General features: G+C 42.4%; 15 protein-coding genes. 13 read left to right on the forward strand and 2 right to left on the reverse strand.

Annotated elements, in window-relative coordinates:
• Window positions 1–33 precede the first annotated feature (33 nt).
• Window positions 34–5,547 (reverse strand): SIALI-17 repeat-containing surface protein, encoded by a 5,514-nt coding sequence (locus QM917_RS05345; RefSeq protein ID WP_414285169.1) that lies wholly within the window; start codon window positions 5,545–5,547, stop codon window positions 34–36.
• A 315-nt stretch (window positions 5,548–5,862) separates the two neighbouring features.
• Between QM917_RS05345 and QM917_RS05350 the strand changes: the two genes are divergently transcribed.
• The 12 genes from QM917_RS05350 to QM917_RS05405 all read left to right on the forward strand — a co-directional run bounded on the left by QM917_RS05350 (window position 5,863) and on the right by QM917_RS05405 (window position 13,533).
• Window positions 5,863–6,108, forward strand: a complete 246-nt coding sequence (locus QM917_RS05350; RefSeq protein ID WP_001048970.1) for a YneF family protein — start codon at window positions 5,863–5,865, stop codon at window positions 6,106–6,108.
• Window positions 6,109–6,313: 205 nt separating this feature from the next.
• On the forward strand, window positions 6,314–7,108 hold the full coding sequence (gene racE, locus QM917_RS05355) for a glutamate racemase (protein ID WP_049503242.1): 795 nt from the start codon (window positions 6,314–6,316) through the stop codon (window positions 7,106–7,108).
• On the forward strand, window positions 7,105–8,076 hold the full coding sequence (locus tag QM917_RS05360; RefSeq protein ID WP_061863415.1) for a nucleoside-triphosphate diphosphatase: 972 nt from the start codon (window positions 7,105–7,107) through the stop codon (window positions 8,074–8,076). The genes racE and QM917_RS05360 overlap by 4 nt, the downstream gene beginning before the upstream one ends.
• Window positions 8,052–8,573, forward strand: coding sequence for a metallophosphoesterase (locus QM917_RS05365; RefSeq protein WP_004251713.1), 522 nt, complete (start codon window positions 8,052–8,054; stop codon window positions 8,571–8,573). Before QM917_RS05360 ends, QM917_RS05365 begins: the two co-directional genes overlap by 25 nt.
• The gene (cbpB, locus tag QM917_RS05370; RefSeq protein ID WP_371608211.1) at window positions 8,570–9,031 is read left to right on the forward strand and encodes a cyclic-di-AMP-binding protein CbpB; all 462 of its coding nucleotides are present in this window, start codon (window positions 8,570–8,572) and stop codon (window positions 9,029–9,031) included. The genes QM917_RS05365 and cbpB overlap by 4 nt, the downstream gene beginning before the upstream one ends.
• Window positions 9,028–9,762: a site-specific tyrosine recombinase XerD gene (gene xerD, locus QM917_RS05375; protein WP_371608210.1), complete on the forward strand. Its 735-nt coding sequence runs from the start codon at window positions 9,028–9,030 to the stop codon at window positions 9,760–9,762. The genes cbpB and xerD overlap by 4 nt, the downstream gene beginning before the upstream one ends.
• Entirely contained in the window at window positions 9,762–10,496 is a 735-nt protein-coding gene (locus QM917_RS05380; RefSeq protein ID WP_371608209.1) for a segregation/condensation protein A, read from the forward strand. The genes xerD and QM917_RS05380 overlap by 1 nt, the downstream gene beginning before the upstream one ends.
• 12 nt (window positions 10,497–10,508) lie before the next feature.
• On the forward strand, window positions 10,509–11,078 hold the full coding sequence (scpB, locus tag QM917_RS05385) for an SMC-Scp complex subunit ScpB (protein ID WP_371608208.1): 570 nt from the start codon (window positions 10,509–10,511) through the stop codon (window positions 11,076–11,078).
• Complete coding sequence (locus QM917_RS05390; protein ID WP_016466836.1) at window positions 11,065–11,790, forward strand: pseudouridine synthase; 726 nt, start codon at window positions 11,065–11,067, stop codon at window positions 11,788–11,790. The genes scpB and QM917_RS05390 overlap by 14 nt, the downstream gene beginning before the upstream one ends.
• Entirely contained in the window at window positions 11,790–12,044 is a 255-nt protein-coding gene (gene yidD / locus QM917_RS05395) for a membrane protein insertion efficiency factor YidD (RefSeq protein WP_049510280.1), read from the forward strand. The genes QM917_RS05390 and yidD overlap by 1 nt, the downstream gene beginning before the upstream one ends.
• A gap of 103 nt (window positions 12,045–12,147) precedes the next feature.
• Complete coding sequence (pepA, locus tag QM917_RS05400; protein WP_153224885.1) at window positions 12,148–13,212, forward strand: glutamyl aminopeptidase; 1,065 nt, start codon at window positions 12,148–12,150, stop codon at window positions 13,210–13,212.
• Window positions 13,213–13,236: 24 nt separating this feature from the next.
• Complete coding sequence (locus QM917_RS05405) at window positions 13,237–13,533, forward strand: bacteriocin immunity protein (protein ID WP_371608207.1); 297 nt, start codon at window positions 13,237–13,239, stop codon at window positions 13,531–13,533.
• Window positions 13,534–13,667: 134 nt separating this feature from the next.
• Here the strand turns inward: QM917_RS05405 and QM917_RS05410 are convergent, their stop codons facing one another.
• A complete protein-coding gene (locus QM917_RS05410) occupies window positions 13,668–15,299 on the reverse strand; it encodes a Na/Pi cotransporter family protein (protein WP_371608206.1) in 1,632 nt (543 codons plus the stop codon).
• Window positions 15,300–15,603: 304 nt separating this feature from the next.
• On the opposite strand from QM917_RS05410, the gene QM917_RS05415 reads away from it, so the two are divergent.
• The gene (locus tag QM917_RS05415; protein ID WP_414285170.1) at window positions 15,604–20,589 is read left to right on the forward strand and encodes an endo-beta-N-acetylglucosaminidase; all 4,986 of its coding nucleotides are present in this window, start codon (window positions 15,604–15,606) and stop codon (window positions 20,587–20,589) included.
• Window positions 20,590–20,835 lie beyond the last annotated feature (246 nt).

The raw sequence follows: 20,835 nt of genomic DNA on the forward strand, positions 1-20,835 counted from the left end.
GGAATAAATTTTTATTCCTTTGGGGGACAATTTTTAATCTTTCTTACCTTTTAGTAAGAAGGCAGCCGAGAGGGCTAGGCTGAGGCTTGCCATAAAGAGGAGAGGACTAGTCTGTTCACCAGTAGCTGGAAGTTGTTTTTCCTTCGTAGAGGCTTTGTCATTGACATCATTACTTTCAACCAATGGTTTTGTAGTTTCTAGGTTTCTTTCTTCCATATGAGCTGGGATAGGTTTAATAGTTGATCCTTCTGTCTTGTAAACAATAGCATAGGTGTTCAGGTCAAGAGCGATAAACTCAAGATACCCATCTCGGATGGTGAACTCTTGTGATTTTAAGTCTTTTGTCGGAGTCAACTGATAGAGTTCTTGGACAGCACCTGAAACTGGTAAACGAACGAGTACAGCACCTTTTGGTTGAACTAATTTGCCATCTTTATCCTTGAGTTGAAGGGCATAAGCATCGTATATCTTGCCTAAGAGTTCTTTGTTTTCAACTTTTTGACTGTCAAGATAACTTGCTCCTTCGAGTTCAGTTGTTCCACTAATAACTTGAGCTCTTGTGGTCTTATCTTTCATTACTTTGAGTTTAAACTCAGGAAGTGTGATGCTTGGTGCTTCTTGGTCTCCTGCAGTCCCTATAGGCTCAGTGTATTCAGGGATAACCACAGAAGGCGCTTCTTGATCTCCTGCAGTTCCAATAGGCTCAGTGTATTCAGGAATTACAACGGAAGGTGCTTCTTGGTCTCCTGCAGTCCCGATAGATTCAGTATATTCAGGGATTATCACGGAAGGTGCTTCTTGGTCTCCTGCAGTCCCGATAGGTTTGGTATATTCAGGAATTACAACGGAAGGTGCTTCCTGGTCTCCCGCTGTGCCGATAGGCTCAGTGTATTCGGGGATTTCCACAGTAGGTGCTTCCTGATTTCCCACAGTTCCAATAGGTTTGGTATATTCAGGTCTTTCCACAGTAGGTGCTTTCTGATCCCCAGCAGTTCCGATAGGACCAGTGTATTCAGGTCTTTCCACAGTAGGTGCTTTCTGATCCCCAGCAGTTCCGATAGGACCAGTGTATTCAGGTCTTTCCACGGAAGGTGCTTCTTGATCCCCAGCAGTTCCGATAGGACCGGTGTATTCAGGAATTTCCACAGAAGGTGCCTCCTGATCCCCAGCAGTTCCGATAGGACCAGTGTATTCAGGTCTTTCCACGGAAGGTGCTTCTTGCTCCCCAGCAGTTCCGATAGGACCAGTGTATTCAGGTCTTTCCACAGTAGGTGCTTCTTGATCTCCCGCTGTTCCAATAGGCTCTGTGTACTCAGGAATGGTTACAACTGGAGCAGGCTCATCCCCTTTACTTGTAAGGATTTTTTCTTCAACTGGAGCAGTTTCGTCTTTAGGAAAGACTGCTACAACAGGACTAGTAGTTGTTGTATCTTGGATGGCATAAGCTTCTATCGAATTGCCAGCTTTACGATCTGTAGCCTCAGGAATATCTAGTTGAACCTTGTTGTCCTTAATGGTTAATACTGTTTGTTCGCCCGATGTGACAAGATGGTCATCATCGACTTTTCTGAGTAGAAGAGGACCTTTGATACCAGGGAAGGTGACAGCGACTCCATCCCAATTACCAGTTGGTAGGGTTAAGGTAACAGTCTTATCTTTGGACTTAATAGGATCAAGGCTTGGACTATCGAGAGACACGGACGGAGCTTTTAAGATATCAAAGGAATCAAGAGAAACTTTCTTTCGTCCTTGTGGAGAATTTGGATCTACTTTCAAAGTGAGAACATGGTCGCCATCTGTTAGATTGGTGAATTCACCAATCAAAGCTCCTTTTTCAGTTGCTCCTGGAGTGTAGAAGTCAAGGGCTGGCATCTCTTTTCCATCCAGTGTGACAAGTGCCTTGCCTAGTGATGCTGTTTTTAATCCATAGATTCTGATACCTGTTCCAGAGAATGGAATGGTTGCAGTGGCTTCAGAAGCAAGGCTATCATCAGCGTTGATGTCAGCGTATTTTTCTGTAGAAGCATAGAGTTCTGCATCGCTCCAATCCTTAAACATGGAACCATACTGGATACGAGGGTCACGGTCGTCGATTTTCTCAACAGTTGCTCCTTGTCCTGGGAAGACTTTGAAGTAATCGAGAGAAATTTTTGCACGCTCATTTGCACGTCCTTTGTGCTCGCGCTTAACAGTGATGGTCATCAAATGAGGACCTGAGGATAGATTTGTGTAACGTCCTATCAATACACCTTTTTCAGTTGCTCCTGCTGTATAGAAGTCAAGTTCTCCAACAGACTTGCCATCGATTTTAACGTCAGCAAGTCCTAATTGAGAAGACTTGAGTCCGTAAATTTCAATACCAGGTCCATTGAAAGGAATGGTTGCTGTTGTATCCTTATCGGAATAATTCCCATTTGAGATATCGGCGTATTTCTCTGTTCCACCAAAGAGTTCTGAGTCAGCCCAGTTTCCATAAGCAGAGCCGTATTGGATGCGCTTGTCACGGTCATCCATCAACTCACTGAAGGCATCGATAGAAGCAGAATCTGAAACTGGTGTTGTACGGTCCCCTAGCATAGCCTTAACGCTATAAGTATAGGCATGACTAGAATCAATTGAGCGATCGATAAAGTGAGTTTGGTTGGTGATGAACTCACGAACGCTAGGAGTTTGGCTGTTTTCATCCTTGCTTTCTCGTCGGATGACATAATGACTTGCTCCCTCAACTGTGTTAAAGTCGAGTTCAGCTGTGACGGAATCTTTTCGAAGGGCTGATAAGCGAGTCACTCGTCCAGGGAAGTTTTCAAAGGTAATGACATCACCCTTTTGAGTCGCAAGTTGGATACGGTTATCTTTGAGGCGACTAGCTTGAACTTCCTTGCCATTAATCTTGATGATACTAGATTCGATATTTGGATAGTCTACGACTAAGTCTCCACCAACATTAGAAAGGAAAGATAGCGTTTCAAGATTTTTCTCTTTCCATTTCATGCTGACTTCAAAGTTACCACGAGCGACTAAGCCTGAGACTTGCCCGTCTTTCCATGCATCTGGAAGGGCTGGTAATGGGGCAATGTAGCCTGTGTGAGACTGAAGGAGCATTTCTGCCATACCGCTGGTTGCACCAAAGTTCCCATCGATTTGGAAAGGCGCGTGCGTATCCCAGAGGTTTTCTAGAGTTGAAGATCTGAGCTGTTCTGCCAACAAACGGTGGGCGCGATTTCCATCTAAGAGACGAGCCCAGAGGTTGATTTTATTGGCTTTAGACCAACCAGTTCCACCATCTCCACGGTGGTTTAGGGTTGCGCGTGCAGCTTCTAGATATTCAGGCTGATCCTTGCCAAATAGAGTACCTGGGAAGAGTCCAACCAAATGAGAAACGTGGCGGTGATGGTTTTCGATGCCTTCGTTAGTGAATTGCGGGCTGTCTTCTTCGTACCATTCCTTGATACGGCCGTCTTGGTTGATATGAAGTGGTTTGAGCTTGTCAAATTTAGCCTTCACTTCTGTCACCAAATCTTGGTCGACCTTCAGATGATTGGCTGCTTCCATATAGTCGTGGAATAACTGCCAAACTAGAGATTGGTCAAAGGTATTCCCAATCGTGATAGTTCCATGTTCTGGCGAGTAGGATGGAGAAGAAACCCAACGGTCACTAGCCTTGTCGTAGTGCAAGAAGGAATTCCAGAACTTAGCAGTTTCCTTGAGCATTGGATAAATCTTTTCCTTAAGATAAGTTTCATCCTTGGTGAATTTGTAGTAGTCATAGACGTTCTGCATCATCCAAGCATTGGCAGCAGGAGACCAACCCCAATAGTAGTTCCAACCAGGAGTAGTCCAGCCAAATGGTGTCGCCTGAGTATGAACCAACCAACCGTTTTCTTGACCTTCTTTGGATTCGATACCTGCGTATTCTTTAGCAGCGATACGACCATAATAGCGCATGTCGTCGATATAATTGATCATTGGCTTAGCCGTTTCTGCGAGATTACTCATGTAGGCAGGCCAGTAGTTCATTTGTAGGTTGACATTGAGGTGGTAGTCTGAGTTCCAAGGTGGATTATCTACAGCATTCCAGACTCCTTGCAAGTTGGCAGGGAGGGCATCTGTCCGGTTACGAGAAGAACTGATCAGTAGGTAACGTCCGTATTGGAAGAAGAGCTCTTCTAGTTTTTGCCCTTTTGTTGGATTATAGGTTTGGAGAGCTTCTTTTGTAGTTTGATTAGACTTGCTACCGCCGAGGTTTAGTTGAACACGATTGAAAAGACTTTGGTAATCCTTGATGTGGTCATTTTTCAGAGTCTCATAGTCTTTGGCTTTGGCAGTTTCGACGATAGATTTGACAGTTTTTTCTACATCAATATCCTTGCGGTAGTTGGTTTTCGGATTTTGAGCAAAATTAGTCTTGGCGCTGAGTAGCAGTGTTGCATAACTTGCTCCTGTAACAGTCAAATAACCATCTTGAGCAGTGACTTGTCCATCTGTCTTGATACCAAGATAAGAGGCAAATTTCAGACCGTTGTCTTTGACAGTTCCCTTGAGTAAAATACCATTAGAATCAACGCTAACAGTCCCTTGTTTGTATTTAGAATTCTCCCAAGAATAATCTCCATTAGCAATCAAATCTTCAGTCAAGCTGTTCCAAAGGGTAAAATCAAGCGTCTTATCTCCCTTTTTAGTCAAATGGGTAACAGTGACGTCATCTGGATAACTAGAGAAGGTTTCTCGTTTGAAACTTGTCCCATCTTGGGTATAGGAGGTAGTTGTGATAGCTTCAGAAATATCTAAGCCACGATGATAGTCAGTAACATTTTCCAAGCCCTTCTTCTGGTTATTAAAGACCATGAAGATATCACCGAAGGCTAGGTAGCGACCGTATTGGGCATTGTTTGGCCCAACCAAATTTCTCTCTGCTAGTTGTTTGGCTTTTTGACGGTTACCGTCTTCTAAGGCCTTACGAATTTCGGCTAAGACTTTGTAGCGGTCCTTGTAGTTTCCTCCGTTGTAGTCTTGACTATCTGGCTGTGGGCCTCCAGACCAAAGTGTTTTTTCGTTGTATTGGATTCTTTCTTCACCGATGAGTCCGAAAACCTTGGCACCCATTTCCCCATTTCCGACTGGGAGGGCTTGTTTTTCCCATCCGTCATAGGAAGGAGCAGTTGGCTGGTTGTAATGTAATTCGTAATGTTCTTGCTTGTTCACAGGAAGTTCTGGTTTCTCGCTCTCCTTATTGTCAGCAGGTGCGGTAGTAGCACTTGTCTCTGACTGACTACTAGTTTGAGGTAGTTCTGCCTCAGGGTTTGTTTGCTTTTCAGCTGATTCAGCTACAGGCTGAGTCTCTGTGTTAGAAGCAACAACTTCCTCTACCTTCGTATCCGGTTTAGCAGAGGTTTCAGTAATTGTTGCCTCACTTTCCGTAATCTCGACACCATCAGCAGCAACACCCTGTGCTGCTAAAAACACAGCTCCAAGTAAAACAGAGGCAGCTCCGACACTTAGCTTGCGGATGCTATACTTGCAGGATTTTTCCCAATATCTCTTATCCACAAAATTCTCCTTTCTTAATTCTGTAAGCGCATACATTATCTTTTAAAAAAATAAGTCTTGCAGAAATATGTGTGATTTTTTCAGATAATCTTAATATAACAAATAAACAAAACTATTGCAAGGGCTTTCAAGAGAAATGGCCTTATTTTACCAAATTTTAGTGCTTCTATTTTTTTTATAAAAATCGAACTTAAAAATGATTAGATATGAAATGAAATATGAGGAATTAGCCATCTGAAAGCGTAACTCAAACTAGTCAGGCGTAGGACTTTATGGTATAATATAGAAGATTCAAAAAGAAACAGGAGAAATGTTATGAACCTTATTTTAGCAATTGTATTGATTCTTTTGGCTTTTCTAGGAGGAGCTCTTGGAGGTATGTACTTGGTGCGCAAGCAAATCGAAAAAGAATTTGCGGATAACCCACGTTTGAACGCAGAAGCAGTTCGTACTCTCTTGAGTGCAAACGGTCAAAAGCCAAGTGAAGCTAAAGTACAACAAGTTTACCACCAAATCATTCGCCAACAAAAAGCAGCCCTTGCTAACAATAAAAAGAAATAAATAGGAAAAGTCTGGGATGAAAGTTCCAGACTTCTCACTATGTTTGACTGATATTTAGAGATAAGACTTTTTCCTTGCATTCTATTGATAATTGATTATGATTAAGAGGGAGACAGTGGGGAGCTACCCAGTCTGTCAGCAATTTCAGGAAGAAATGAATAATAATGAACTATCAATCAGAAAAAAATACTAGAAAGAAGACTGTATGGATAATCGACCGATTGGTTTTTTGGATTCGGGCGTTGGAGGCTTGACCGTTGTACGTGAACTCATGCGCCAGCTTCCCCATGAAGAAATCGTCTATATTGGAGATTCGGCACGGGCTCCTTATGGTCCCCGTCCTGCTGAGCAGATTCGTGAATATACTTGGCAACTGGTCAACTTTCTTTTGACCAAGGATGTTAAGATGATTGTTATTGCTTGTAATACAGCAACGGCAGTCGTCTGGGAAGAGATTAAAGCCAAGTTGGATATTCCGGTATTGGGTGTGATTTTGCCTGGTGCATCAGCAGCCATCAAAGCGAGTCAAGGTGGGAAGATCGGTGTGATTGGAACCCCGATGACGGTAAAATCAGATATTTATCGACAAAAGATTCATGATCTAGACCCAGATTTACAAGTGGAAAGCTTGGCCTGCCCTAAGTTTGCTCCCTTGGTCGAGTCAGGTGCTCTATCGACCAGTGTGACCAAGAAAGTTGTCTATGAAACTTTGCGTCCCTTAGTCGGAAAAGTGGATAGCTTGATTTTAGGCTGTACTCATTATCCACTCCTCAGACCTATCATCCAAAATGTCATGGGGCCTAAGGTTCAGCTGATCGATAGTGGAGCTGAGTGTGTGCGCGATATCTCAGTCTTACTCAATTACTTTGAGATTAACCGTAGTCGAGATGCAGCGCCCCTTCAACACCGTTTTTATACAACAGCTAATAGTCAGAGTTTTGCCCAGATTGGTGCAGAATGGCTGGAAAAAGAGATTCATGTGGAGCATGTAACATTATGACAAACAAAATTTATGAATACAAGGATGACCAGGACTGGTATGTTGGATCCTACAGTGTTTTTGGTGGCATTCGGACTTTGACGGATGATGAGTTAGAGTTTCCGCTATTTGATTTGGCCAAAATCTTTCGAGATGAGGAGCGAGGATTTCCGCTTTCAGTCACTGTTTTACGATATGGTTCAGCCTACCGCTTACTCTCTTTTGTGGTAGATATTCTCAACCAAGAAGCGAACCGAAACTTAGAAGTCATCCAACGTCAGGGTGCCTTGCTCTTAGTTGAAAATGGACAACTTCTGCATGTAGAATTGCCTAAAGAAGGAGTCAATGTTCAAGACTTTTTCGAGACAAATAAAGTCAGAGAAACCTTGTTGATTGCAACTCGTAACGAAGGTAAAACCAAGGAATTTCGTGCTATCTTTGACAAACTAGGTTATGACGTAGAAAATCTCAATGATTATCCAGACCTACCTGAAGTAGCCGAAACAGGTATGACATTTGAAGAAAATGCCCGCCTTAAGGCAGAAACCATCTCTAAATTAACAGGCAAGATGGTTTTAGCTGATGACTCTGGTCTTAAAGTCGATGTTCTCGGTGGATTACCAGGTGTCTGGTCAGCTCGATTTGCAGGAGTAGGGGCTACTGACCAAGAAAATAATGCTAAACTCTTGCACGAGTTGGCTATGGTCTTTGAACTAAAGGACCGTTCAGCTCAATTCCATACAACCTTGGTCGTAGCTAGCCCAGGTAAGGAAAGCTTGGTTGTCGAAGCTGATTGGCCAGGTTACATTAACTTTGAACCTAAGGGGGAAAATGGTTTTGGTTATGATCCACTCTTCTTAGTAGGAGAAACTGGTAAATCATCAGCTGAATTAACCCTTGAAGAAAAAAATAGTCAATCCCACCGTGCCTTAGCCGTTAAGAAACTTTTGGAGGTATTTCCATCATGGCAAAGCAAACCATCATTGTAATGAGTGACTCCCACGGAGATAGCTTGATTGTAGAAGAAATACGTGACCGCTATCTTGGGAAAGTTGATGCCATTTTTCACGATGGTGACTCGGAACTTCGCCCAGACTCACCACTCTGGGAAGGAATCCAAGTAGTCAGAGGAAACATGGACTTTTATTCAGACTATCCAGAACGTTTGGTGACTCAACTGGGTCCTACCAAGATTATCCAGACTCATGGACATTTGTTTGATATTAACTTCAATTTCCAAAAGCTTGATTTTTGGGCTCAAGAGGAAGATGCAGATATCTGTCTTTATGGGCACTTGCATGTTCCAAATGCTTGGATGGAAGGGAAGACCCTTTTCCTAAATCCTGGTTCTATTAGTCAACCACGTGGGACCATCAGAGAATGTCTCTATGCCCGTGTAGAGATTGATGATAGCTACTTTAAAGTGGACTTTTTGACACGTAACCATGAGGTCTATCCAGGCTTATCCAAGGAGTTCGCTCGATGATTGCCAAAGAGTTTGAACAGTTTTTACTGGAGCAAGAGGAAACCTTTTTAACTCCTGCTGGAAATTTGGCTGTGCTCATTGATACCCACAATGCAGATCATGCAATTCTCCTCCTTAGCCAGATGACCTATACCAGAGTGCCAGTAGTGACTGATGAGAAAGGATTTGTCGGAACCATTGGACTTAGAGACATTCTGGCCTACCAGATGGAGCAGGGCTTGAGTCAGGAAGCCATGTCAGATACGGATATCGTACACATGACTAAGAAGGACGTAGCAGTTGTCAGTCCAGACTATACACTGACGGATGTTTTACATAAGTTAGTGGATGAGTCTTTCCTACCAGTCGTTGACAAGGATGGTATCTTCCAAGGCATTATCACACGGAAGTCTATCCTTAAGGCTGTCAATGCCCTTCTGCATGATTTTAGTAAGGAATATGAGATTCGAAGCAAATGAGAGAAGGAATTTCAGTATTTTTAGAAGAAAAACAAGGTTTGTCTGTAAATTCTAAGCAATCCTATAAGTATGACTTGGAGCAGTTTTTAGATCTTGTGGGAGAACGAATCTCTGAGACAAGTTTAAAAATCTACCAAGCTCAGCTATCTCAGTTTAAAATCAGTGCCCAAAAGCGTAAGGTTTCTGCTTGCAATCAATTTCTTTACTTTTTATACCAGAAGGGGAAAATTGCTACCTTTTATCGTTTAGAATTGCCGAAACAGGCTGAGAAAAAGCAAGTTCAGTCAGAACTTTTAGATCTCAGTTCTTTCTGGCAAGAAAGTGCCTATCCAGAGGGACGCTTGTTGGCCTTACTGATAGTTGAATTGGGCCTCTTACCAAGTGAAATTCTAGCCTTAAAAACAAGTGATGTGAACCTAGATTTTCAAGTGTTGAGAGTCAATAAAGCTTCTCAACAAAGAATCTTGAGCCTTCCCACAAACCTGCTTGCGGAGTTAGAACCTTTGATGGGACAGAGCTACCTCTTTGAAAAAGCTGGGAAGCCCTATTCTCGTCAGTGGGCCTTTCGTCAGTTAGAAGCCTTTCTAAAGGAAAAAGGTTTTTCAGCCTTATCTGCCCAAGGATTGAGAGAACAGTTTATATTAAGACAAATCGAAGAAAAGGTTGACTTGTACGAAATTGCTAAAAAATTAGGATTAAAGACAGTCATGACCTTGGAAAAATATAGATAATGGATATTAAATTAAAAGATTTTGAAGGGCCTTTGGACTTGCTCCTACACTTGGTTTCAAAGTACCAGATGGATATCTATGATGTGCCGATTACAGAGGTTATCGAGCAATATCTAGCTTATATCTCGACCTTACAAGCCATGCGTTTAGAGGTGGCAGGTGAATACATGGTCATGGCTAGTCAACTCATGCTAATCAAGAGTCGCAAGCTCTTGCCAAAGGTTGCAGAAGTGACGGATTTAGAGGATGACCTAGAGCAGGATCTCCTTTCTCAAATCGAAGAATACCGTAAGTTTAAACTTTTGGGAGAGCAGTTGGAAGTGAAGCATCAAGAACGAGCTCGATATTACTCAAAAGCGCCGACAGAGTTGATTTATGAGGATGCTGAACTTGTGCATGATAAGACGACGATTGATCTTTTCTTAGCCTTTTCAACCTTACTGACCAAGAAAAAGGAAGAATTCTCGAAAAGTCACACAACAATCTTACGAGATGAGTATAAGATTGAGGATATGATGGTTATCGTCCGAGAAGCCTTGGTTGAAGGTGAGCAATTATGCTTGCAGGATTTGTTTAAAGAAACCAAGGATTTACAAGAGGTCATCACACTATTTTTAGCAACCTTGGAGTTGATTAAAACCCAAGAAATTCTCTTGATTCAAAAAGAGAGCTTTGGAGATATCTATCTCCTGAAAAAGAATGAGGAAAATCAAGTAGAGCAGAGTCAAGCTTGATAGAGAGGGAATATGAGTACTTTAGCAGAAATAGAAGCGCTCTTGTTTGTAGCGGGTGAAGAGGGGATTAGGATTCGCCAGTTGGCTGAGCTCCTTTCTTTGCCACCGACTGGTATCCAGCAAAGCTTAGAAAAATTAGCCAAAAAGTATGAAAAAGACCAGGATTCCAGTTTAGCCTTGATTGAGACAGGTGGTGCCTACAGATTGGTAACCAAGCCTCAATTCGCAGCCGTTTTGAAAGAATACTCTAAGGCACCTATCAATCAGAGCCTGTCTCGGGCTGCCCTTGAAACCTTGTCCATCATTGCTTATAAGCAGCCTATCACACGGATAGAGATCGATGCTATTCGGGGGGTTAATTCAAGTGGAGCGCTAGCTAAGTTGCAAGCCTTTGACTTGATAAAAGAAGACGGGAAAAAAGAAGTTCTTGGACGCCCTAATCTCTATGTAACGACGGATTATTTTCTGGATTATATGGGCATTAACCATTTGGAAGAGTTGCCCGTGATTGATGAGCTTGACATTCAAGCACAAGAAAGCCAATTATTTGGTGAAAGGATAGAAGAAGATGAGAATCAATAAATATATTGCCCACGCAGGTGTGGCCAGTAGGAGAAAAGCAGAAGAGTTGATCAAGCAAGGCTTGGTAACTGTCAATGGCCAAGTGGTTCGTGAACTAGCAACGACTATCAAGTCAGGCGACAAGGTCGAAGTTGAAGGACAACCAATCTATAACGAAGAAAAGGTCTACTATCTGCTCAATAAACCACGCGGTGTGATTTCCAGTGTGACAGATGACAAGGGTCGTAAGACTGTTGTCGACCTTTTGCCCAATGTTAAAGAGCGTATCTACCCTGTGGGACGTTTGGACTGGGATACGTCTGGAGTTTTGATTTTGACCAATGATGGAGACTTTACAGATGAGATGATTCACCCTCGTAATGAGATTGACAAGGTCTATGTTGCGCGTGTGAAAGGAATTGCCAACAAAGAAAATCTTCGTCCCTTGACTCGAGGAGTAGAAATTGATGGCAAGAAAACCAAGCCAGCTGTTTACGAGATTCTCAAAGTGGATCCAGTCAAAAACCGTTCAGTTGTTCAATTGACTATCCATGAAGGACGCAATCACCAGGTCAAAAAAATGTTTGAAGCTGTTGGCCTCCAAGTAGATAAACTCTCTCGAACTCGTTTTGGTCATCTAGACTTGACAGGACTTCGTCCAGGAGAATCACGACGTCTCAATAAAAAAGAAATCAGCCAACTACACACCATGGCTGTAACCAATAATAAATAATGAAAAAAATCTTAATTGCGCCAGTGCGCTTTTACCAACGCTTTATCTCGCCAGCCTTTCCACCTTCTTGCAGATTTGAGCCCAGCTGTTCAAACTATATGATTCAAGCTATTGATAAACATGGATTCAAGGGAGTTTTGATGGGCTTGGCTAGGATATTACGTTGCCATCCTTGGTCTGAAACGGGTAAAGATCCAGTACCAGACTACTTTTCATTAAAGCGAAATACAAGAGAAGAAGGATCACATTTGTGATTCTTTTATTGTTATAAGAGTAAGTTACTTGGTAAAATGTTGATTTCCACTACCTTTCTCCTATAAAAAGTGGTAAAATGGTTGAAAGAAAGAAGGGATAGAAATGACAACATTATTTTCTAAAATCAAAGAAGTAACAGAACTTTCCGCTATCTCAGGTCATGAAGCACCTGTTCGCGCTTATCTTCGTGAAAAATTAACACCTCACGTGGATGAAGTTGTGACTGATGGCTTGGGTGGTATTTTTGGGGTTAAACACTCAGAAGTTGAAAATGCACCTCGTGTTTTGGTAGCCTCTCACATGGATGAAGTTGGTTTCATGGTTAGTGAAATCAAAGCAGACGGTACCTTCCGAGTAGTCAGCATTGGTGGTTGGAACCCTATGGTTGTTAGCAGCCAACGCTTTAAACTCTTTACACGTGAAGGCCGTGAGATTCCAGTAATTTCAGGTTCAGTTCCTCCACATTTGACTCGTAGCACAGGTGGACCAACTATGCCAGCTATTTCAGATATCGTTTTTGACGGTGGTTTTGCGGATAAGGCTGAGGCTGAAAGTTTTGGTATCCGTCCTGGAGATACAATTGTTCCAGATAGTAGCGCAATCCTCACTGCCAATGAAAAAAATATCATCTCAAAAGCATGGGATAACCGTTATGGTGTGCTCATGGTTAGCGAGTTGGCTGAAAACTTGTCAGGCCAAAAACTAGGAAATGAACTTTACCTTGGAGCTAACGTCCAAGAAGAAGTTGGACTTCGTGGTGCCCATGCCTCTACAACAAAATTTGATCCAGAAGTATTTCTTGCAGTTGACTGTTCACCAGCTGGTGATGTTTATGGTGGCCAAGGTAAGATTGGTGATGGAACCTTGATTCGTTTCTATGATCCAGGTCACTTGCTTCTCCCAGGAATGAAGGATTTCCTTTTGACAACTGCTGAAGAAGCTGGAATCAAGTACCAATACTACTGCGGAAAAGGTGGAACTGACGCAGGTGCAGCTCATCTGAAAAATGCTGGTGTACCTTCTACTACAATCGGTGTCTGCGCTCGTTATATCCATTCTCACCAAACACTTTATGCCATGGATGACTTCTTAGAAGCTCAAGCTTTCTTACAAGCCTTGGTTAAAAAATTAGATCGCTCTACTGTAGATTTGATCAAAAATTATTAAACTGAAAAGATGGAGGTGATGGGTATGGAAGAACCAAACCTAGAAACCTTGATACGGGATCTTTACAATCATGCCCGTCAAAACTTGAGTGAAGATCTAGTGATCGCACTTGTAGAGACTGCTAAGAAATTACCTAGCACCAATGAGCGATTGCTAGCAGTACGGCTATCAGGTCTGGTCACTCTTGAACTTCTCAAGAATCCCAAGACCCCAGCGCCAGAGTTAGTCAATCTGGCCAGCTTTATCCAAAAGGAAGAAGCTAGGTACAAGGGCGCAGCTGCCTCTTCCATTATGATTGGAGAGCTATTTAAAATGCTTTGATTCGTTCGAATCAAAGCATTTTTTTATCTTATACTCTTCGAAAATCAAATTCAAACCACGTCAGCTTCACCTTGCCGTACTCAAGTACAGCCTGCGGCTAGCTTCCTAGTTTGCTCTTTGATTTTCATTGAGTATTAAATTTGTTCAGCCAAAACTTTTTCAGCAAGGTTCATAGCGTGGTCTGACACGCGAGTATAGTGTGAAATAATGTCGATAAAGTTGACACCAGCTTGGGTAGAACATTCGCCGTTGTTGAGGCGTTTGATGTGTGTCTTACGAAGGACGCGTTCCATCTTGTTGATGGCTTCATGGCGTTCAATAAGTGATTGAGCTTTTTCAAGGTCATTGTTTTCAACACTCTCAAGAGCATCTTTAACGAAATCGCTTGTTTGACGGTAAATATCTTCCAACTCTTCTAGGGCTGAGTTAGAGAATTGAACATTCTTGCGTTGCAAGTAGTCGTTAAGATTAATCAAAGCTTCAGCGTGGTCACCGATACGTTCCAAGTCTCGAGAAGAGTCAAGGATGTTGGTTAAGACTTCACTCTCTTTTTGACTCAATGCTTCACTAGAAAGGCTGATGAGGTAACGTGTTAATTTCTCATCGATTGTATTGATAGCTTCTTCAGTCTTGTGCCCTTTTTCAGCTACTTTCTCGTCAGAATTGATGATGTAGTCATAAGAAAGGTCAAATGCTTTAACCGCATAGTTTCCTAAGTGCAAGAGTTCTTTCTTGGCATTTCCTAGGGCGATAGAAGGAGCTTGCTTGATGAGTTGTTCATCCAAGTAAAGAGGTTCGTATTTAACAACTTCGTCTTCACCAGGGATTAGCTTAGTAACAAAGTAAGCCAAGGCACCGATGAATGGGAATTGTACAATGGTGTTACTTACGTTAAAGGCACCGTGTGAGAAGGCAATCGTCATCTCAGGTGAGAGGTGAAGTAGTGCCTGGAAGTACTCGATCATCGCAGTGAATGGGCCTAATAAGATTAAGCAGAGGATGGTTCCTAAAACGTTAAAGGTAACGTGTGTTGCTGCAACCCGTTTAGCAGAAACATTTGCTCCGGCTGCTGCGATAATAACGGTTAAGGTTGTACCGATATTATCTCCGAATAGGACTGGTAGTGCCCCTTTGAGGTCGAGGAATCCACCTGCATAGAGACCTTGTAGAATCCCGATGGTTGCAGAAGATGCCTGAATCAAAACGGTAATGACAGCACCAGCCACAACTCCCAAGATAGGATTTTGCCCCAAGGTAACCATGTATTCCTTGAACTGAGGCAAGTCTTTAAGAGGGCTCATCCCAGCACTAATGAGGTTGAGGGCGTAGAAGATACCACCCACACCAAAAAGGATACGTCCAATATTATTTGCAGTACGGTTTTTTGTAAAGAATAAGAACATGGTTCCAAGGAAAATCAAGGGTAGGGCATACTCGCCAAGTTTGAAACCGATAATGAAGGACGTTACGGTCGTTCCAATATTGGCTCCCATGATAATCCCGATGGCCTGTCTAAGGGTGAGGAGACTAGCACTGACCAGTCCAACTGTAATAACCGTTACACCTGTACTTGACTGGATTAGGGCAGTGACGACAATCCCCACTAAAACCCCTAAGAAGGGATTACTTGTGTACTTGTCAATGTAATATCGAAGGCGGTCTCCAGCAGCTTGTTGCAAACCGTCTCCCATGGTCTTGATACTATATAAAAATAGACCCAGACCACCTAAAAAGTGAAAAATAATTTCCTGCCAATTAATGGACATTTTCTTTTTCCTCCGAAAAATAATCGCGGAATTTCTCCCATTCTATTTTAAAGGATAAAAGTAAATCTAACAAGTAGTAAATGCTCTTTTTTGAGAAAAATGTTGATTTTATTCGAAAAATGGTCAATGATTGTCTAATTTATATTAATTCTTCACTTCTTTATAGTTCTTGAAGGGCTAGTGTTGACTCTTTTTCTAAATATCGTAAAATAAAAATGACCTGTTCTGTGTGTTTTTGGAACAGCTACTTTTTTAATTCAAAAATAAAGCGCTTACTTTTTGTGGAAAGTCAAAGGAGAAAAAGATGAAGAATCCATTTTTTGAAAAACATTGTCGCTATAGTATTCGGAAATTGTCAGTGGGTGCCTGCTCATTGATGATTGGTTCAGTTCTATTTGCAGGTCCAGCTTTGGCTGAAGAGTCTGTCGTTCCAGAAAATGGGGCAACAACTACAGCAGTAGCTTCAGAGCAACCGTCAACCACTACATCAGCAGAAGCAACTACACCAGCACCAGAAGTATTGAAAGAGCTAGAAGCAAGGGAAGACAAGGAAAGTGAGCAACCAGTTTCAGAAGAAAAACCAACCTTGGACCAGTTGAATGCAGGTGATAAAGAAGCGACAAGTCCAACTGCTGAAACTCCTAAGGCTGAAGAAGCACCTGTGGCTACAGAAAATAAGGCTGAAGAGAAAGCAACTGTCTCAGACGTTCCTAAGAATGAAGAAAAAAGTCTTCGACCAAAAGAAATTAAATTTGACACTTGGGAAGATTTGTTGAAATGGGAACCAGGTGCTCGCGAAGACGATGCTATTAACCGCTCTTCAGTAGAACTAGCCAAGCGCTATCGTGGATATGTGGTTAACGAAAAAGCTAATAAGGACGCTAAGGTTGAAGCTCTTGCTAACACTAACTCTAAGGCTAAAGACCACGCTTCTGTAGGTGGTGAAGAGTTTAAAGCCTATGCTTTTGACTACTGGCAATACTTGAATTCAATGGTCTTCTGGGAAGGGCTCGTTCCAACTCCGGACGTGATTGATGCTGGTCACCGTAATGGTGTCCCTGTATTGGGTACACTCTTCTTCAACTGGTCTAACAGTATTGCAGACCAAGAAAAATTCGCTGCAGCCCTTCAACAAGACGAAGACGGAACTTTCCCTATCGCTCGCAAGTTGGTTGATTTAGCTAAATATTATGGATTTGATGGATATTTTATCAACCAAGAAACAACAGGTGATATCGTAACGCCTCTTGGTAAGAAAATGCGTGACTTCATGCTCTATACCAAGGAATATGCTGCTAAAGTCAACCATCCTGTCAAGTATTCTTGGTACGATGCTATGACCTATGAATATGGTCGTTATCACGAAGACGGACTAGGCGAGTATAACTATCCATTCATGCAAAAAGAAGGAGACAAGGTTCCTGCAGATCACTTCTTTGCCAACTTTAACTGGACTAAAGAGAAAAATGATTACTCTGTAGCTATGGCTAAATGGCTAGAACGCAGTCAGTATGATGTTTTTGCAGGTTTGGAATTGCAACAAGGTGGTTCTTATAAGACAAAAGTAAAATGGGATGCCCTTTTTGATGAGAATGGCAAACTTCGCTTATCACTTGGACTTTTTGCCCCAGATACTATCACGAGCCTTGGGAAAACAGGTGAAGACTATCATAAGAATGAAAATATTTTCTTCACAGGTTACCAAGGAGATCCAACTGGTCAAAAACCAGATGACAAGGACTGGTACGGGATTGCCAACCTCGTAGCTGACCGCACACCAGCAGTAGGCCGTACTTTTACAACATCCTTTAACACAGGACATGGTAAAAAATGGTTTGTGGACGGTAAAGTTTCCAAGGATTCTGAGTGGAACTATCGTTCTGTATCAGGTATCTTGCCTACATGGCGTTGGTGGCAAACATCATCAGGAGCTAAGCTCCAAGCTGATTACGATTTTGAAGATGCCTACAATGGCGGAAATTCACTCAAGTTTGCGGGTGATTTAGCCGAAAATACCAACCAAGATGTTCGTCTTTACTCTACAAAACTGGAAGTGACGGATAAAACAAAACTTCGGGTTGCCCATAAGGGTGGTAAGGGAAGCAAGGTTTATGTAGAGTTTGCCACTCAGAAAAACTATACCTATGGTGGTGAGAATGCTCGTAAAGAACTGACTCTATCCGACGATTGGACAAAAGACGAATTTGACTTGAGTGCCTTGGCAGGTCAGACCATTTACGGTATCAAACTTACTTTCGAAAATACTGCTGCTCTTAAGGGTTATCAATTTAACTTGGGTGAGTTGACTGTGACAGATAATCAAGAGGCTCCTCAAGCACCAACAGCTCTTAAAGTAGCCAAGCAATCTCTCAAAAATGCCCAAGAAGCGGAAGCTATTGTTCAATTTACAGGTAATAAAGACGCTGATTTCTATGAAGTTTATGAAAAGGATGGCGATGCTTGGCGCCTATTGACAGGCTCATCTGCCACTACTATCTACCTACCAAAAGTTAGCCGTTCAGCTAGTGCAACTGGAACCAGTCAAGAGTTGAAGGTTGTTGCAGTCGGTAAGAATGGCCTTCGCTCTGAAGCTGCAACTACAAACTTCGAATGGGGCATGACGGTTCAAGATACAAGTCTCCCAAGACCATTAGCAGAAAATATCGTTCCAGGAGCGACTGTTATTGGAAGTACCTTCCCAAATACAGAAGGCGGAGAAGGCATCGAAGGTATGTTGAATGGTACAATCACCAGCCTATCTGACAAATGGTCTTCTGCTCAGTTGAGTGGTAGTGTTGATATCCGTTTGACACAACCACGCCGTGTTGTTAGATGGGTCATGGACCATGCCGGTGCTGGTGGAGAATCTGTTAATGACGGATTGATGAATACTAAGGATTTCGACCTCTACTACAAGGATGAAGCTGGAGAATGGAAACTAGCTAAAGCAGTTCGTGGCAATAAAGCCCATGTTTCAGATATTACTCTTGATAGTCCAATTACGGCCCAAGACTGGCGTTTGAATGTTATCACATCTGACAATGGAACACCATGGAAAGCCATTCGTATCTACAACTGGAGGATGTATGAAACTCTAGATACGGAGAGCCAAAACATTCCAATGGCTAAAGTGGCAGCGCGTGTTCTAACGGACAATAAGATTCAGCTTGGATTCTCAGAAGTTCCTGCTGGAGCAACAATTACAGTCTATGACAAGGCAGATTCACAAACTCCAATCGCTACCTTAAACACAGTAGTTGGAGGGGATTTAGCAACAGAACCATTGAGCTTTGAAAAACGTCCAAGCCTTCTTTACTACCGTACACAATTGCCAGGGAAAGAAATCAGTAATACTCTTGCTGTAACGATTCCTCAGGATGAGAGAAAGATTAAGGCTGTCAGTCTAGAAGCAGCACCTAAAAAGGCAAGTTACCAAAACGGCGAGGAATTGAATCTTAAAGGTGGTCTTCTCCGTGTCAAATATGAGGGTGAAGAAGCAGATGAAGTCATCAACCTCAGTCATGCAGGTGTAGTTGTTAACGGCTATGATGCTCACCATCATGGTGAACAAGAGTTAACAGTAACTTATCTTGGTCTTCCAGTTGCAGGAAGCTTCAAGGTTCAAGTGACTGGTGAAGAAGCTGGTCCAAAAGAAGTCGCAGCCTTGTATATTAGCAAACAACCGAAAATTGATTACTTGGTAGGCGATGCTCTTGACTTATCAGAGGGACGCTTCAAGGTCTTGTATGATGATGAAACTGAGACAGAACATAGCTTTACAGACGAGGGTGTCGAAATTACAGGTTATGATGCTCAAAAAACAGGCCGTCAAAAACTTGAGTTGCACTATCAAGGACAAACTGTCGAATTTGATGTTCTAGTATCACCTAAGGCAGCCATTAACGACGAATATTTGAAACAAGAAATCACATCTGCTCAAGGACGCAAAGGAACGACAGCTTATACATTTGCGGATGCTGAAAAACAAGCAGCTCTCGTTGAGAAGATTGAAGCAGCAAAAGCTGTCCTAGAAAACCACGACGCTAGTCAAGAAGCAGTCAACCAAGCCTTGAACGACTTGAAACAAGCAGGTTCTGACTTGAATGGTGTACAGCTTTATCAAACAGCTAAGGAAGAGCTTGAAACTCTTCTAGGAAAAGTTCGTGAGAAAAATGCAGACGATCCAATCATCGCTCAAGCAGAAACTCTTATTGGCTCAACAAATCCAAGTCCAGAAGCATTTGCCAACCTCAAGGAAGAACTCAATAAAAAACTCCTTGTTAAAGAAAGCCATCATGTGGGTAGCTTAGAAGAAGGTGAAACTGCGCCAACAGTTGAAGCTCTACCTGAGCTAGTGGTTGAAACAGAAACTCAAGCCTTCGAACGCCAAGAACGTCCGTCAGGAGACCTCTTGTTAGGTGAACGCCGTGTGGTTCAAGCAGGTGAGGCAGGGCGAGTCCGTCACTTGATTGAGGTAGATGCTAAGGGTAACCGTACTCTTCTTAAGACAGAGGTAGTCAAGGAAGCAGTTGCAGAAATCACTGAAGTTGGTACTAAGGTAGAAAGCCGTGTTCAACCATTGGACGGTTCTGGAGATCTTGTTCTCGAAAAACCAGAATTGGAAGTGAAGGAAGAAGCCCTAGCCTTCAAACACCAAGAGCGTCCGACAGGAGAGCTTTTACTAGGTGAACGCCGTCTGGTTCAAGCTGGTGAGGCTGGTCAAATCCGTCACTTGATTGAGGTAGATGCTAAAGGCCATCGCACACTTCTTAAGACAGAAGTCGTCAAGGAAGCAGTGACTGAGATTATTGAAGTTGGTACCAAAGTAGAAAGCCGTGTTCAGCCACTAGAAGGACCAAAAGTCTTGGAAGTTAAGAAACCAAGCTTGGTAGTTGAAGAAGAAGTACTTGCATTTGGACGTGAGGAAAGAGAAAACGCAAACCTTTCAGCAGGTGAACGTCGTCTGGTTCAAGCTGGAATGGAAGGACTTCGTAGAAATCTTGTAGAGGTTGATTCAGAAGGCAACCGCAGTCTTAAGGGGACAGAAGTAGTCAAAGAAACCGTAACTGAGATTGTTGAAGTTGGTACAAAAGTGGCTGAAATTCCAACTGAAAAACTAGTCGCACCTGTTCAAGTGATTCAAACGACTAAGCAGGAAGTAGCACAAGCTGAAAAAACTGAAGGAAAACAACTTCCAAGTACGGGTGAAGAAGTAGATGCAAATCTCCTTGCTTTAGGCTTGGTTGGAGTTCTAGGTGGCTTTGGACTACTCGCTCAAAAGAAAAAATAAGATTGAGTTGAACTTCTAAATTACCGTCTGACAAGATAATAGTATTAAAAGGCAAGAGCCATTTTTGGCTCCTGCCTTTTTGCATTCTTAGAATGTTTGTGTTAAGATTTTTATTATTTTATAGTTATTTAGTTTTAAAAAAGCACTCTAATGATTCAAAGATATTGGGGACTTCCCTTAATAAATCTGTCACTTTCTTTTTCAAGATAGCCCAAGCCTGCTCAATAGGATTCAAATCTGGTGAAT

This window comes from Streptococcus infantis (assembly GCF_047460685.1).
In the GTDB taxonomy this organism is placed as follows: Bacteria; Bacillota; Bacilli; order Lactobacillales; family Streptococcaceae; genus Streptococcus; species Streptococcus infantis_AD.

What these genes read in the sequence shown, in the direction of transcription:
- cbpB (WP_371608211.1), top strand. Translation starts at nt 8,570, where the DNA reads ATGATTGCCAAAGAGTTTGAACAGTTTTTACTGGAGCAAGAGGAAACC.
- QM917_RS05365 (WP_004251713.1), top strand. Translation starts at nt 8,052, where the DNA reads ATGGCAAAGCAAACCATCATTGTAATGAGTGACTCCCACGGAGATAGC.
- QM917_RS05350 (WP_001048970.1), top strand. Translation starts at nt 5,863, where the DNA reads ATGAACCTTATTTTAGCAATTGTATTGATTCTTTTGGCTTTTCTAGGA.
- QM917_RS05380 (WP_371608209.1), top strand. Translation starts at nt 9,762, where the DNA reads ATGGATATTAAATTAAAAGATTTTGAAGGGCCTTTGGACTTGCTCCTA.
- pepA (WP_153224885.1), top strand. Translation starts at nt 12,148, where the DNA reads ATGACAACATTATTTTCTAAAATCAAAGAAGTAACAGAACTTTCCGCT.
- yidD (WP_049510280.1), top strand. Translation starts at nt 11,790, where the DNA reads ATGAAAAAAATCTTAATTGCGCCAGTGCGCTTTTACCAACGCTTTATC.
- scpB (WP_371608208.1), top strand. Translation starts at nt 10,509, where the DNA reads ATGAGTACTTTAGCAGAAATAGAAGCGCTCTTGTTTGTAGCGGGTGAA.
- QM917_RS05390 (WP_016466836.1), top strand. Translation starts at nt 11,065, where the DNA reads ATGAGAATCAATAAATATATTGCCCACGCAGGTGTGGCCAGTAGGAGA.
- QM917_RS05410 (WP_371608206.1), bottom strand. Translation starts at nt 15,299, where the DNA reads ATGTCCATTAATTGGCAGGAAATTATTTTTCACTTTTTAGGTGGTCTG.
- xerD (WP_371608210.1), top strand. Translation starts at nt 9,028, where the DNA reads ATGAGAGAAGGAATTTCAGTATTTTTAGAAGAAAAACAAGGTTTGTCT.
- racE (WP_049503242.1), top strand. Translation starts at nt 6,314, where the DNA reads ATGGATAATCGACCGATTGGTTTTTTGGATTCGGGCGTTGGAGGCTTG.
- QM917_RS05360 (WP_061863415.1), top strand. Translation starts at nt 7,105, where the DNA reads ATGACAAACAAAATTTATGAATACAAGGATGACCAGGACTGGTATGTT.
- QM917_RS05405 (WP_371608207.1), top strand. Translation starts at nt 13,237, where the DNA reads ATGGAAGAACCAAACCTAGAAACCTTGATACGGGATCTTTACAATCAT.
- QM917_RS05415 (WP_414285170.1), top strand. Translation starts at nt 15,604, where the DNA reads ATGAAGAATCCATTTTTTGAAAAACATTGTCGCTATAGTATTCGGAAA.